This window comes from Actinoplanes subtropicus (genome assembly GCF_000721705.1).
Classification (GTDB): domain Bacteria; phylum Actinomycetota; class Actinomycetes; order Mycobacteriales; family Micromonosporaceae; genus Actinoplanes; species Actinoplanes subtropicus.
In genome coordinates this window covers 51,305-65,536 of record NZ_JOJL01000032.1, presented here as the reverse complement: position 1 = coordinate 65,536, position 14,232 = coordinate 51,305, and the positions used below count along the sequence as shown (strand labels likewise).

At 72.8% G+C, this 14,232-nt stretch carries 9 protein-coding genes; 5 read left to right on the top strand and 4 right to left on the bottom strand.

Annotated elements, in window-relative coordinates; genetic code table 11:
* Positions 1-4: 4 nt before the first annotated feature.
* Genes IH26_RS0138560 through IH26_RS0138550 form a run of 3 tightly spaced genes read right to left on the bottom strand, consistent with a single transcriptional unit; the run spans position 5 to position 6,233 of the window.
* The gene (locus tag IH26_RS0138560; RefSeq protein ID WP_030441236.1) at positions 5-940 is read right to left on the bottom strand and encodes an ABC transporter ATP-binding protein; all 936 of its coding nucleotides are present in this window, start codon (positions 938-940) and stop codon (positions 5-7) included.
* A complete protein-coding gene (locus IH26_RS0138555; protein ID WP_051809270.1) occupies positions 937-3,564 on the bottom strand; it encodes an ABC transporter permease in 2,628 nt (875 codons plus the stop codon). Before IH26_RS0138555 ends, IH26_RS0138560 begins: the two co-directional genes overlap by 4 nt.
* Positions 3,561-6,233 carry an FtsX-like permease family protein gene (locus IH26_RS0138550; RefSeq protein ID WP_030441234.1) on the bottom strand — a complete coding sequence of 891 codons (2,673 nt, stop codon included), beginning with the start codon at positions 6,231-6,233 and terminating at the stop codon, positions 3,561-3,563. The genes IH26_RS0138555 and IH26_RS0138550 overlap by 4 nt, the downstream gene beginning before the upstream one ends.
* A 328-nt stretch (positions 6,234-6,561) precedes the next feature.
* On the opposite strand from IH26_RS0138550, the gene ileS reads away from it, so the two are divergent.
* Positions 6,562-9,648, top strand: coding sequence for an isoleucine--tRNA ligase (ileS, locus tag IH26_RS0138545; protein ID WP_030441233.1), 3,087 nt, complete (start codon positions 6,562-6,564; stop codon positions 9,646-9,648).
* Here the strand turns inward: ileS and IH26_RS0138540 are convergent.
* Positions 9,638-10,213 (bottom strand): DUF3455 domain-containing protein, encoded by a 576-nt coding sequence (locus tag IH26_RS0138540; RefSeq protein ID WP_030441232.1) that lies wholly within the window; start codon positions 10,211-10,213, stop codon positions 9,638-9,640. The genes ileS and IH26_RS0138540 overlap by 11 nt on opposite strands.
* Positions 10,214-10,509: 296 nt before the next feature.
* On the opposite strand from IH26_RS0138540, the gene IH26_RS60340 reads away from it, so the two are divergent.
* From IH26_RS60340 to IH26_RS64310, 4 genes are all read left to right on the top strand, one after another.
* Positions 10,510-10,740, top strand: a complete 231-nt coding sequence (locus IH26_RS60340) for a hypothetical protein (protein ID WP_157437586.1) — start codon at positions 10,510-10,512, stop codon at positions 10,738-10,740.
* Positions 10,741-11,073: 333 nt separating this feature from the next.
* Positions 11,074-12,987: an alpha-L-fucosidase gene (locus IH26_RS0138530; RefSeq protein ID WP_034216822.1), complete on the top strand. Its 1,914-nt coding sequence runs from the start codon at positions 11,074-11,076 to the stop codon at positions 12,985-12,987.
* 166 nt (positions 12,988-13,153) lie between these two features.
* Positions 13,154-13,414, top strand: coding sequence for a helix-turn-helix domain-containing protein (locus tag IH26_RS0138525; protein WP_084599450.1), 261 nt, complete (start codon positions 13,154-13,156; stop codon positions 13,412-13,414).
* Between the two features lie 92 nt (positions 13,415-13,506).
* A complete protein-coding gene (locus IH26_RS64310) occupies positions 13,507-14,211 on the top strand; it encodes a ricin-type beta-trefoil lectin domain protein (protein WP_342668335.1) in 705 nt (234 codons plus the stop codon).
* The last annotated feature ends 21 nt before the right edge of the window (positions 14,212-14,232 follow it).

The following is a 14,232-nucleotide window of genomic DNA, read 5'->3' as shown; positions in this document are numbered from 1 at the left end:
TCGGTCACTGGTCCGCCTCCGTCCGGTCGCCGGGGCGTACCGCGACGTGATCGGGCGCCAGCGTGAGCCGGACCCGGTCGCGCAGGGACAGGGCGTCCACGAACGCCGCCGGGAGTTGCATCCGGCCGGCCCGGTCGAGCACGGCGAACTCCTCGGCCGCCGAACCGCCGTCCGCCCGGCGTACCTCCGATGCGATCTTCCCGTCCCGGATCGCGACGGCCCGGCGAACCTCGGCCACGACGTTGGGGTCGTGGGTCACCACCACCACGGTGACGCCGAGTTCGGCGTTGACCGTCCGCAGCGCGCCGAAGACGTCCGCGGCGGTGGCCTCGTCGAGCTCCCCGGTCGGCTCGTCGGCGAAGAGCACCTGCGGGTCGTTCGCGAGCGCCACCGCGATCGAGCAGCGCTGCTGCTCGCCGCCGCTCATCCGGTCGGGGCGGCGGTCCGCGCGGTCCGCGATGCCGACCAGCTCGAGGAGCTCGGTCGCCCGGGCACGAGCCCGGCGACGGCCGCCCCGGGCGAGCCGTACCGGCAACTCGATGTTCTCCCGCGCGGTGAGGTAGGGCAGCAGGTTTCGCTCGGTCTGCTGCCAGAGGAAGCCGGCCACCTTCCGGCGGTACGCGAGGCGGCTCTTCGCCGACAGCGACAGCAGGTCGTAGCCGGCCACCTTCGCGAGGCCGGCGGTCGGCACATCCAGGCCGGAGAGGATGTTGAGGACGGTCGACTTGCCGGATCCGGACGCGCCGACGATCGCAATCAGCTCGCCGCGGTCGACGACCAGGTCGAGTCCCTGCAGCGCGACGACCTCGACGCCGGCGGCCCGGTAGATCCGGACCAGCCCGTCGCAGACGATGTGCCCGGCGAGCCGGTCCAGGCCGCCGGCCCGTTCCGCGGCCCGCCGTGCGGCCTGACGCTCCAGTTCGGCCAGATCGTGGGTCACCGCCCGTACCTCCTCGATGCCGTGGCCGAATCGATGATCAATGCTAGGGCGGTCGCCGCGGCAAGAGCGCCGAGCACCGCGGCGACCGTGCGGGGGTCGACGTGGACGGGAGCGTTCATCCCGGCGGTGAATCGGGAGAGCCCGAGCGCCGGGCCGATCAGCGGGGGTAGCGCCGATCCGGCCGCGCCGCCGGCCACCACCGCCGCGCCGAGCATCGGCGCCAGCTCGCAGACGAGCAGCCAGCGGCCCCGGCGGGCGGACAACCCCAGCGTCCACAGCCGGGCCACCGACTCGCGCCGGGCGGGCGCGTCGGCGGACGCCACGAAACCGACCGTCAGCAGCGTCAGGACGACCGCCCCGGCGGCGCCCGCCGCCAGGGCGAAGGTGAGCACCAGGTTGACGCCGCCGTCCTGATAGTCGGCGCGCTGCCCGGCCCAGGTCGTGACGGTCGTGGCGGGAAGTGCCCACGCGTCGAGCGGCTCGCCGCCGGGCCGGGCGAGGTAGTCGCGCTGGCCGGCGTCGCCGGCCGCGCGCAGCGCCGCGGGGTCCGGCGAAGCACCGGCGACGAGGAACCCGTTCGGCGGGAGCGGCGCGGTCGCGGGAATGGGCAGGGCCTGCCGGGGGAGCACGACGAAGGTGCGCGCCCCGACCTCCAACCCGGGCGCCTCGTCCGCAACCGCGACCACCCGGAGGCGGTAGGACACTCCGTGCACCTCGATCGCCCCGCCCCCGCCGAGCTGCGCGGCCAGGTCGGGCGAGACGACGGCGGGAACCGGTCCGTCGACCACGCCCGGCCGGGTCAGTTCCGCGGGCAGCCGGAGACTGGATCCGCTGTTGCGCAGGACCTCGGCGGCCGCCGGACCGTCCAGTGCGACCAGCCGCACCTGCCCGGGGATCGGCGCGTCGGTGCGCACCGTGGCGCTGTCCGCGTAGTACGGCGCCACCGCGGTGACACCGGGCACGGCGGCCAGCCGCTGCGCCGTGGCCTCGGTGAACCCGATGCCGGAGAGCCTGGCGTCGCCGCCGACCTGCACGTCGGCCGCCCGGTCGCGGGCCTGGGCGACGGTGTCGGCGAGCACGCCGGTGAAGACGCCGGTCGCGATCGCGACGACGAGCACGGCGAACGAGCCGAACCCGGGGACCCGGCGGACGACGCCGGCCAGCCCGAGGAACGACACCGCCCCGCGCGTGCGGGCGGCCAGGCGCGCGGCGTAGCGCAGCGGCCACGACACCGCATGGCGGGCCAGGATCGCGGCGGCGACGGCCAGCAGCACCGGCACGAGCGCCAGGTACGGGTCGACCCCGGCCGCCGGGCCGAACCCGCGCCGGCGCAGCAGAAGCACGCCGAGCCCGGCCAGCAGAACGAGAAACCCCTGGAAGATGAGCACCCGCGGGGCGACGGACCGGCCCAGATCCCGGCGACCGGTGGCGAACGTCGCCCGGCGGTGGGCGAGGGCCACGCGTACCGGGGCGGTCAGGGTGGTGACGGCGGCCGTCGCGACGATGCCCCACCACGCGTACGCGTCGGATCGGCCCGGCAGCAGCAACCCGAGCAACCCGCCGGCGGCCGCGGCGAGCGGGGCGACCAGCGCGTTCTCGGCCAGCACCCGGACGCCGACCGTCGCGGCCGTCCCGCCCCGCGCCCGGATCAGCGCGAACTCGTCCGCCCGCCGCCGGCCGACCAGCCCGGCCACCAGTCCGATGAGGCCTAGCAGGGTGGCCAGCAGGCCGGCCCGGACGATCACGAGAAGGGCGGCGACGGCGTCCTGTTCCCGCTGGTAGGCGGTCAGGGTGGTCTCCAGCGAGCCGGCCGGCGCCGTCTCCGGTAGCGGAGGGGTACGGCGCGCGGCCGCGATCGCGGCGGTGACCCGCGGCAGCTCGGCGACGGTGAGTCGTCGCTCGGCCAGCCGGTAGCGCCACTCGCCGGTGACCTCGCCGGTTCCCTTCGCTAGGGCCGCCAGACCCGCCACATCCGTCAGCAGCCCGGCGCTCACCGTGGTGGTGTTGTCGGGATCGCTCGGGCATGCCACCGGTTCGGGATGCAGGTCATCCCAGGTCGGCGCGGCCGGGTCCCGTTCGGCGTAGATGCCCACCACGCGGACCGGCACCGGGGAGAGGCCGGCCGTCGACCCGCTCAGCCGGAATGTCGAGCCGACGGTCAGGCCGGTGGCCTGGGCCGTGGCCCGGGACGCCATTGCCTCGACGCCGTTACCGGAGGCCGGCGCGCGCCCGGACACGATGGTGATCTCCCGGTCGGCGCCGGTGATCCAGCGGACCGACATGACCGGCGGGCACCGCGTGGCGAACCGGCCGGAGTCGCCGGACGCCTGGACGCCCGTCGGCCCGACCCGAACCGTGAGCCAGTCCTGGTCGACCAGGCCGGGCAGCGGCGCGGGCAGACTCTCCGGGTCGGCCGGCGCCGGCCGGTAGCGGTGCGGCCGTGACACGAACGTCAAGTCGCGCTCGGTGGACGGCAGCCGGGCGACGTCGTGGCGGAGGCCGCGGTCGAGATAGTCGTTCGCGAGCCGCGGCAACCCGGTGACCAGGAGCGCGGCCAGGAACGCGAGCAGGCCGAGCAGCACCAGCGGGCCGCCGGTCGTCCGGGCGCGGCGTAGCAGGGTCATCGATCCGATCCCCACCGCAGCTGCGCGACGGTCGATCGCCCGCGCGAGCCGGCGGTCGCCAGCACGCTCGCACCGAGCGCGATCGCGAGGAGCAGCATCGCCGTTCCGGAGGACCGCCACCAGTCGATCTGCGGGATCGGTACGGGTACCGGGCGGGTCGCCGCCGGGGTCAGCAGAACCAGCGGCGCCGTCACGGTCGCGACCAGCACGCCGCAAAGCAGCCCGGCGCCCGCGCCGGCGCCCGCCAGCAGCGCCTGCTCGACGAGCAGCGACCGGGCGACCAGGCCCCGCCCGGCGCCGAGGGTCTGCAGGACGGCGAGCTCGGACGCCCGCCGTCGGGCGGTGGCCCACGTGTCCACCGCCAGGCCCACGGCGGCAAGGAGCAGGCAACCGCCCGCGGCGCCGAAGAGTGCGCCCCGCGCGCCGACGCCGAAGGGATCCCGCGCGGCCTCCTCTCGTAGCGCCGACCGGTCGGTGACCCGCAGGCCGCTCAGCGCCGCGGCGGCCGGCGTCGCCGCCCGGTGCCCCGCGGCGGTCGTCGCGAGCCACCACTCCTGCGGCGCCGGCGTCGCATTGTCCCGGGCCCGCACGTGCGAGCTCAGCGTCGGCAGGTCGGCCAGCACGGCGGGGCCGCCGTCCGTACCGGGCACCGCCGCCATCGTGCCGACGACCACGACCTGGGCCGGCAACCCCGCGAGGGTCAGCGTCGTGGACTCGCCGACGTGCAGGTGCAGCCGGTCCAGTACGCCGGGAGTCACCGCGACCGGCACGGACTGCGCCGCCCGAGCCCGGCCGGCGGCCAGCCGCGCGTAGAGCCCGCCCGGGTCGCCGCCCGCCACGTCCTTGCGGACCAGGGCCACGTCGGCGGCGGTCGTATCCACCGCGACCAGGTCGCCGGTGCCGCCGTCCGGGCCGAGCGTCACCTGGTACCGCCACGCCGGGAGCACCCTGGCGACCCCGGGCAACGCGGCGAGCTGCCCGGCCCGGCCGGCCGGCGCGGAACCGCTGACCTCGGTGAGCCTCAGGTCCGCGCCGGCCCTCAGGTCGACCTGGTCGGCGACCGATCGCGCGGCGGTGCCGGCCATGCACCAGGACACCGTTCCGGCCGCCACCGCCAGCGCGACGAGCACCACCGGCCCGGCGTGCCCGCGGCGGCCGGCCTGCCACGCGCCGAAGGTCGCGGACAGGCCCGCGCTCCGCCCGAGCGATCGGCCGACGAGCTGCGCGACCGGTCTCGCCAAGCGCAGGCTGAGCACGGTCGCGGTGAGCACGCCGAGCGTCGGCCCGGACGCCAGCAGCGGATCGATGCCCAGCGTGCCGCCCAGCGGGGTGCCGTACTGCCGCAGTTGGAGCCAGCCGACCACGGCGAGAGCGACCAGCGCCAGGTCGAGGCCCATCCGCTGGAAAGGCGAGCGGGCCGGCGGGCGGGAGCGCTCGGCGAGCTCGGCGGTGTACGTGCCGCCGCCGCGCAGCGCCGGCAGGGTGACGGCGAGCGCACAGCCCGCCGCGGCGGCGAGCGCCACCAGCCACGCGGCGCCGCTCAGCCGCCAGTGCAGGCCGAGGTCTCGAGACAGCGGGAAGATCCGGCCGGCGACCGCCAGCAGGGCGACCGACGCCGGGACCGCGAAGACCACGGCGGGCAGGACCACGACCGCGGACTCCTGCGCGGCCAGCACGGCCAGCCGGCCACGGGCCGCGCCGCGGGCCCGCAACAGCGCCACCTCGCCCCGGCGGTTCTCGGCCAGCAGCGACGCCACCAGCACCAGCACGTACCCGCCCAGGACCGTCACCAGCAGCACGGGCGTCACCAGCGCCGACCGGCCGACCAGCTCGGCCCGGGCCATCCGCTCCGCCAGATCGGGCAGGCCGGTCTCCAGGCTCGCCGACTGGTCCAGCCCGGACGGCGGCGGCAGCCCGGTCCCGGCCGCGATGGCCTGCCCGGCCAGCCGCCGCAGACTGCCGCTGCTCACCTCGGATAGGTCCGGCTCGACCAGCCAGGCCAGCGACGCGCTGCCCGGGAACCACCGGGCGAAGTCCGCACGGTCGACGACCACGGGACCGTACGTGGCGGATTGCGGCGCGACGCCGGCGAACACGTCCGGGGCCAGCCGCCAATACGCATCGGCCGGGTCCAGCGGCCGCCATACGCCCGTGACGGCCAGCGAGGTGACCGAGCCGTCGAGCCGATCGACCACGGGGATCCGGTCGCCCGGCCGCACGCCCAGCGTCTCGGCGACGGCCTCGCCGAGCGCCGTCTGCACCGGCATCGCGCCCGGGCTCGGCCAGCGGCCCGCGGTGAGGCGGGCGTGCGCCGGCAGGTGCTCCAGAAAGGTGATCGACGCGTACGCCGGCGACACCATCCGGGCGGCCGGCGGACGCTGGAAGGCCCGGCCGCTGCTGTAGCCCGCGGCGTCGACCGCCATCCCCGGGTGGGCGCGGCGGACGGCCGCATCCCAGCGCTGCCCGGTGCCGGCATCGCCGCCCGGCACTCCCCGCACGAGGATCGACCGGTCGGCCGGGTCGGCATGGGCCACGGCGGACCGTACGCCGGCCTCCGCGACCGCCCGCCCGAACGTGCTCAGGCCGGCGAGCAGGGCCACCGCGCACCATGCGACCACGGCAGCGGCGATCAGCAGGCTCGCGGCGGCACGAATCCTGTGCACCATCATCGGCGCGAACCTACCAACCGGTCGCCGTTGGCGCGGCCCGCCCACCGCCGGCCTGCTTGGACAGCTCGCCGCGGTAATGGATCGGAGCACCGGCCGGCAGCTTGGTACCATGGCCCGCGCCGGCGTTGATGGGGACGAGTACCGCCGCACGCAGCCGATAGCGACCCGGGGACGGTGGAAGCCTGGGGGAGTGCGCGGCGCGAAGATCACCCCCGGAGCCGGTGGTGGGCAAGAGCGGGTCGCGGAAGGTCGTGGCCAAGGAGGGTGGTACCGCGGGGCGCGCTATGCCTCGTCCCTCTGTCGGTGAATCAACGACGGAGGAGACGCGATGTACCGCCCGGTGCCGGCCCAGGTCGATCTGCCCGCGCTCGACCACGAGATCCTCGGCTTCTGGCGGCGCGAGAAGATTTTCGCCCGCAGCCTCGAGCAGAGCCGTGGCCGGCCCGAGTGGGTGTTCTACGAGGGGCCGCCGACCGCGAACGGGATGCCCGGCGCGCACCACATCGAGGCGCGCGTCTTCAAGGACGTGTTCCCGCGTTACCGCACGATGAAGGGCTTCCACGTCGAGCGCAAGGCCGGCTGGGACTGCCACGGGCTGCCGGTCGAGCTCGCTGTCGAGAAGGAGCTCGGCTTCACCGGCAAGAAGGACATCGAGGCGTACGGGATCGCCGCGTTCAACGAGCGCTGCCGCGAGTCGGTGACCCGGCACACCGATGCGTTCGCCGAGCTCACCGAGCGGATGGGCTACTGGGTCGACCTGGCCGACGCGTACCGGACGATGGATCCGGCATACATCGAATCGGTCTGGTGGTCGTTGCAGCAGATCTTCGACAAGGGGCTGCTGGTCGAGGACTTCCGGGTCGCGCCGTGGTGCCCGCGGGACCAGACCACGCTCTCCGATCACGAGCTGGCCCAGGGCTACGAGACCGACGTCGACCCGGCGGTGTACGTCCGGTTCCCGCTCACCTCCGGCCCGCTCGCGGGAGAGGCGAGCCTGCTGGTCTGGACCACCACGCCGTGGACGCTCGTCTCCAACACCGCCGTGGCCGTGCATCCCGACGTCGACTACGTGGCGGTGACCGACGGGACCGAGCAGTTGGTCGTGGCCGAGGCGTTGATCCCCGACGGGTGGGTGGCCACCGGCCGGAAATACCCGGGCCGCGAGATGGAGCGGTGGCGCTACACGCCGCCGTTCGACCTGGTCGACGTGCCCGGCGCGCACATCGTGATCCTGGCCGGCTACGTCACCACCGACAGCGGCACCGGGCTCGTCCACCAGTCACCCGCCTTCGGCGCGGACGACCTGGCCAGCTGCCGCGCGTACGGCCTGCCGATGGTCAACCCGGTCCGCCGGGACGGCACCTTCGAGCCGGAGATCCCGCTGGTCGGCGGCCTGTTCTTCCGGGCCGCGAACGAGCCGCTGGTCGCCGACCTGCGGGCGCGCGGTCTGCTGTGGCGGCACGAGCCGTACGAGCACCAGTACCCGCACTGCTGGCGCTGCCACACCGCGCTGATCTACTACGCGATGCCGTCCTGGTACGTGCGCACCACCGCCATCCGGGACGCCCTGCTGCGGGAGAACGAGAAGACCACCTGGCACCCGGAGACCGTCAAGCACGGCCGGTACGGCGACTGGCTGGTCAACAACGTCGACTGGGCGCTCTCCCGCAACCGCTACTGGGGCACTCCTCTCCCGATCTGGCGGTGCGCCGACAACCATCTGACCTGTATCGGCTCACTGGCCGAGCTGAGCGCCCTGGCAAATCGCGATTTATCCGGTTTGGACCCGCACCGGCCGTTCATCGACGAGGTCACGGTGACCTGCCCGGAGTGTGGGGGAGAGGCGGTACGGGTCGAGGAGGTCATCGACGCCTGGTACGACTCCGGGTCGATGCCGTTCGCGCAGTTCGGCTACCCGTACACCAACAAGGATCTCTTCGAGAGTCGCTTCCCGGCGCAGTTCATCTCCGAGGCAATCGACCAGACCCGCGGCTGGTTCTACACTCTGATGGCCGTGAGCACGCTGGTCTTCGACCGCTCGTCCTACGAGACGGTCGTTTGCCTCGGCCACATCCTCGCCGAGGACGGCCGCAAGATGTCCAAGCACCTCGGCAACATCATCCAGCCGATCCCGCTGATGGACACGCACGGCGCCGACGCGGTCCGCTGGTTCATGGCCGCGGTCGGCTCGCCCTGGCAGGCCCGCCGGGTCGGCAACACGGCGATCCAGGAGGTGGTCCGCAAGATCCTGCTGACCTACTGGAACACCGTCGCCTTCCAGGCCCTCTACGGCCGCACCGCCGGCTGGGCACCGTCGGCGAGCGATCCCACACAACGCTCAGTTCTTGATAGATGGCTTTTGTCGGAATTGTCTGATCTAGTGGATAAAACCGACAAAGCGCTCGCTGATTTCGACACCCAGGAGGCCGGCCGGCTGCTCGGCGCGTTCGTCGACGACCTGTCCAACTGGTACGTGCGCCGCAGCCGCCGCCGGTTCTGGCGCGGCGACCCGGCCGCCCTCGCCACCCTGCACGAGGTGCTGCGCACGGTCACCCTGCTGATGGCGCCGCTGACCCCGTTCATCGCCGAGCGCGTCTGGCAGGACCTGATCGTCCCGGTCGACCCGTCCGCCGCCGCGTCGGTGCACCTCGCGGCGTTCCCGGCGGCCGATCCGGCCCGGCGTGATCCCGCGCTGTCCGCCCAGATGGCCGTCGCCCGCCGGCTCGTCGAACTGGGCCGGGCCGCCCGCGCCGAGTCCGGCCTCAAGGTGCGCCAGCCGCTCGCCCGGGCGCTGGCCTCGGCCGAGGGACTGCCCGACGACCTGCTCGCCGAGATCGCCGCCGAGCTGAACGTCGGCGCCATCGCCCCGGTCACCGGATCTCTCGTCGATTCCAGTGCCAAAGCCAATTTTCGTACGCTGGGGAAGCGCTTCGGCAAACGCGTGCAGGAGGTGGCCCGCGGGATCGCCCAGGCCGACGCCGCCGCGCTCGCGGCCGCCCTCCGGGAGACCGGCACCGCCACGATCGAGGTCGACGGCGAACCGATCGCGCTCGGCCCCGACGAGGTCATCATCACCGAGACGCCCCGGGCCGGCTGGGCCGTCGCCTCGGACGCCGGCGCCACGGTCGCCCTCGACCTCGAGCTGACCCCTTCGTTGCTGCGTGCCGGGCGGGCCCGCGAGGCGATCCGGCAGATCCAGGAGGCCCGCAAGGCGAGCGGCCTCGACGTCGCCGACCGGATCGCGCTGGGCTACGCCACCTCGGACGAGGAGACCGCCCTCGCGCTCGCCGAGCACGCCGTGCTGGTCGCCGACGAGGTCCTCGCAACGACATTCGCCCCCGGCGAACCGGGGGCGAACGACAGTGTGCTCACCGACGAGTCACTGGGATTGCGGTTCTGGCTCGCTAGGAGCTGATCGCCGGGTCGTCCCAGAAGACGTAGACCGCGCCGTAGGGCACCTGCACCGTCTGACCGGCGGTGCAGGACCCGGCCGGCGCCACCCCGCCCGTGGTGTACAGCCGGTTGATCCAGTCCGCCTTGCTCAGCACCCCGGTCCCGGTGTGGCTGGTGACTTGCAGCAGCAACTCCGGAATCGCCCCCGTTCGCGGGTTGGCCTGGATCTTCTTGGCGGTCACCAGCGAGCCGTCCCGCAGCGACTGCCAGCTCGGCCCGGCGAAGTGGTGCACCCGCCCGCCGGTGCCGATCAGCTGCGCCTCCGGCGTGGACGGCGCCGAGTAGGTGCCGTCGGCCGCGCAGGTGTAGTTCTGCGTGCCCTTGGTGACGACGTACGCCCCGACCGGTCGCGACCCGGCGGGCGGCTTGATGATGTCGGCGATGGCCGTCGGCACCGCTACGGAGCGGAAGTCGGGTGCCGTGGTCGCCGCGTTGGCGTTGAAGGTGACCGCACCGATCGCCGCGACGACGGCGGCCATGCCGGCCACGGACAGCGCGCGTACGCGCGACCGAGTCGTGCTCAACACAATTTCCCCCAGGGGTTGTAGGCGGGCCCCTAACCCGCCACCACGCACTACGAGGCTGATCCAGGGGTCGATCAAGATCACATCGACTGCTGCCCATTCGTACGATGTGGATGGTCCGAATGGCCCACGGCGTCCGGCTCGTCACGATCTCGGACGTGTTCGGAGGTCCGGACGCGATCAGTGACCGACCGGTGACTTTCCTCGACCGACTCCGGGTCCTACATTTCGTAGGAGAAGGACTGCTCAGGGAGGCGACGATGCCGCATGCCGGCCCACCCCGGAACGAATCGTTCAAAGTGGGTGACCTCGTCACGGTCCTGCCGCCGTACGACGCGGATCCGTACATCCTGAACTTCCAGCACTACGGGCGCATCGCCGCCGTCGAACACCGCGAGAACATGCCGACCGCCGGCTACATGGTCGAGTTGGACTCCACGCTGCCGCCGCGTCGCCAGGTCGGCCCGTTCCCGCCGGGCCGCCTCGCGAAGGGCTGGCGCGACCAGTCGGGCCGCTGGCTCGCCGAGTGATCAGCCCGCCGGAGAAAGTATCGGGCTGTCGGGTGAGGGCCGTCGCCTACCTAGCGGACATGGGATGTATTTATAGACGGTCCCGAGAGGTACGTCCATCCTGCCGCCGAAATAGCCTTCTGTGGGTGCCGTACATGCATCTTTGTGCCGAATGTACTATTCATCCTGACCTACAGTAATCCCATCTTTGCTATTGACAGCCGCCGATCAGGCGATTGAAACTCTCGCGTAACATCCCCGCCCCGGCCGACCCGGCCCAGGTCGTCCGGGCGACCGTGAACGACGGCCGGACCGGCGCTTGCCCCCACGTCATCGCCTTTGCAGGAGGACTGCATGTTGCATTCCCGGCTGTCCCGCCGGACCTTGTTGACCGCCGTCGGGCTGACCACCGCCGCCGGTTCGACCGCGGCGACGGGCACGGAAGCGGCCCATGCCGCGCGGTCGCCCGCCCGCTCGGCCGACCTGCGAGGTTTCGCGGATCGCCGCTTCGGTATGTTCAACCACTTCAACATGGGAACGTTCACCGACGAGGAATGGGCCGCCCCCAACCAGAACCCCAAGCTCTTCGCACCACCGCAGGTGGACTGCGACCAATGGGCCGAGGCGGCGCTCGCCGCGAACATGAGCTACGGCGTGCTGACCACCAAGCACCACGACGGCTTCAGTCTGTGGCCCTCCAGGTACGGCACCTACAACATCTCCGCCAGCGGCTACCAACACGACATCGTCGCCCAGTACGTGCGAGCATTCCGATCCCGCGGACTCAAGGTGGGCCTCTACTTCTCCATCTGGGACCGCACCTACAACGTCCAGGCATACGACAGCCGCCACGGCGTGCCGGCCAGTGAGGCCGTCCAACCCGGCGACCTCACCTACGTACTCGGCCAGATCCGCGAACTGCTCACCGGCTACGGCAGGATCGACATGTTCGTCACCGACGGATACGCATGGCAGATGGGCCAGCAGGCGCTGCCGTACCGGGAGGTGCAGCGGCTGGTGAAGTCCCTCCAGCCCGGCATCGTGATGATCGACCACGGCGGACTGTCCCAACCGTGGCTCGGGGACGCGATCTACTTCGAGGAACCGCTGGGCGTCACCGCACCGGACGGCAACCGGTACGCCGGCATTCAGGGCCAGACCATCAGCAACGGCTGGTTCTGGCACCCGTCGACGCCCACGACCGAACCGATGGGCAAGGACGCGATCCTCGACCATCTTGCCGACCTCGAGCCCAAGTGGACATCGCTCATCCTCAACTGTCCGCCCAACCGCAACGGACGGCTGGACGACAACATCGTTGCCCGGCTCACCGAGGTCGGATCGGCCTGGCGGCCCGTGAAGCGTCCGCCGCTGCCGGCCCAGCCGGCGAGATGCGAACACCAGGTCACCCCGGTCAACGCGTACGCGACCGCGTTCCACTCCGGGGAGGGGCCGCTGCGCGCGATCGACGGGCTCAGCGACAAAGGCTTCGAGACGTGCTGGTCCACCTGGAGCCTGCCGCTGCCGCAGTCGATCACCGTGGACCTCGGCGGCGTCTGGAGCAGCATCTCCGCGGTGGAATACCTGCCCAAACAGTGGAACCGCGACTACCTCACCGCGGGCGACGTCACCTCGTACACCATCTCCACGAGCGTCGACGGGGTCACCTTCACCGAGGCGGCCGCCGGCACCTGGGCACCGAACATCACCACCAAGATCGCCGAATGGCCCGAGCGGAAGGCGGCCTTCCTCCGGCTGGAGGTCCACAAGGCGACCGGCGGCTACGCCAACATCAGCGGCTTGCACATCGGCGGCCGGCGGGCCGAACCGGTCAAGGTCTCCGAACGGCCGCTGGCCGGTGGCACCTATCTGCTGGCGGCTCGGCACAGCGGCAAGGTGGCCTCGACCGCCGGAACCGACATCGTCCAGGGCACCTGGAGCGACGCCGCCGGCCAGAAGTGGCAGCTGCTCGCCGCCGGCAACGGCTACTACCAGGTCCGCAACGTGGCCGCCAGCACGCTCATGGAAGTCGCCGCCCTGTCCCGCGCGGACGGCGGCAAAGTCGCCCTGGGGCCGGACGACAACGTACCCCAGCAGCATTGGGCGATCACCCCGATCGGCGGCGGCTACTACATCCTGGTCAACCGGTTCAGCGGCCTCGCCCTCAACGTCGCCGGAGCCTCCTCGGCCGACGGCGCCGACATCAACCAGTGGACGTACGACTCGACCGCCCAGCAGCAATGGACCATCTCTCCGGTTCCTCACTAGGCGATCATCACGAGGCAGGCACGCCGCGGTCTCGCCGAGGATGGCCGGTCCGGGTTCTTGTGGCCGGTGACCACCGCGGCCGGGCTCAACCCGCAGCCCGTCGGCGGTCGCCGCCCACTCGGTCCGGGTCGCCGTGGTGGTCTCCGCGGTCTCCTTGGTGGCGGGCATGAGCGTGACGTCCGTGCACCGCCACTTCCGCGCCATCACGACGATGACGCCGCTGCAGTTCCAGAAACTGGTCCGCCTGCACGCTGCCCGCAGCCGCCTGCTGGCCGGGCCGGGCGACGTGGCGGCGGTCGGATTCGCGGGCGGCTACGAGAGCGACTCCCAGTTCAGCGGCGAATACCGGCGCCTGTTCGGCCTTCCACCGGGCCGCCACGCCGCCCGCTACACCGAGAGTGGCGACACCCAGGCGGCAGGCGTGTGAGAAGCCGGACCACGGGCAACCATCCGCGCGGTGGCGGCTCTCTTCTGTGCGGGTCCCGAACCGGCGGGAACCGCGTCAGCTGAGGAGAACTCGTGAGACAAGCCCCTGTGAGCAGTCACGACGCCGAAGGCGGAACCCACCCGCCGCGTCCCCACCATCGCCACCAGGGTGCGCGCCCTGTACGCCAAGTACGGCGCGTCGAACATGGGCCTGGCCATCACCGAGCTCGGCCCCGGCTACCAGGGCGACTCCGCCGGCGGCGGCCTGTTCGCCGCCGACAGCTACCTCACCTGGTGGGCGAACGGCGTCTTCAACACCGACTGGTTCGACCCCCGCTTCCACGCCGACCACCCACGCGCCTGTCCCCACCACGACCCCGCCGGCGCCGGTCACCCCGACGGCCACGCCCACCCGCAGCGGCCGCACCGGGGCCCTGCGCGGCGCCGGGTCCGGCCGATGCCTGCGGCCGCGACCTCGACCGCCGGAACCGCGGCCACCATCTACACCTGCAACGGGTCGGCCGGCGAACGGTGGACGATGACCCCCTCCGGAACCCTCACCGTCTCGGCAACCGGTGCCTGGGGGTGCCGGCCGGCGCCACCCGCGGCACCACGGCCCGGATCTCGGCCTGCACCGGCGGGACCGGCCGGCGGTGGACCCTGCGCGCCGACGGCACCCTGGTCAACCGGGGAACCGGCCAGATGCTCGACGTCTTCGGCGGACGCACCACCAACGGGTCGGCGGTCGTGATCTGGCCCCGCATCGCGGCCCCCAACCAGGTGTGGGCCTGGCACTGACCTACCCGGGCGCCGTCTTCG

Excerpts from the sequence above, each read along its gene's own strand:
- IH26_RS0138525 (WP_084599450.1), top strand. The coding sequence starts at position 13,154 with ATGAGCGTGACGTCCGTGCACCGCCACTTCCGCGCCATCACGACGATG.
- ileS (WP_030441233.1), top strand. The coding sequence starts at position 6,562 with ATGTACCGCCCGGTGCCGGCCCAGGTCGATCTGCCCGCGCTCGACCAC.
- IH26_RS0138555 (WP_051809270.1), bottom strand. The coding sequence starts at position 3,564 with ATGACCCTGCTACGCCGCGCCCGGACGACCGGCGGCCCGCTGGTGCTG.
- IH26_RS0138550 (WP_030441234.1), bottom strand. The coding sequence starts at position 6,233 with ATGATGGTGCACAGGATTCGTGCCGCCGCGAGCCTGCTGATCGCCGCT.
- IH26_RS0138530 (WP_034216822.1), top strand. The coding sequence starts at position 11,074 with ATGTTGCATTCCCGGCTGTCCCGCCGGACCTTGTTGACCGCCGTCGGG.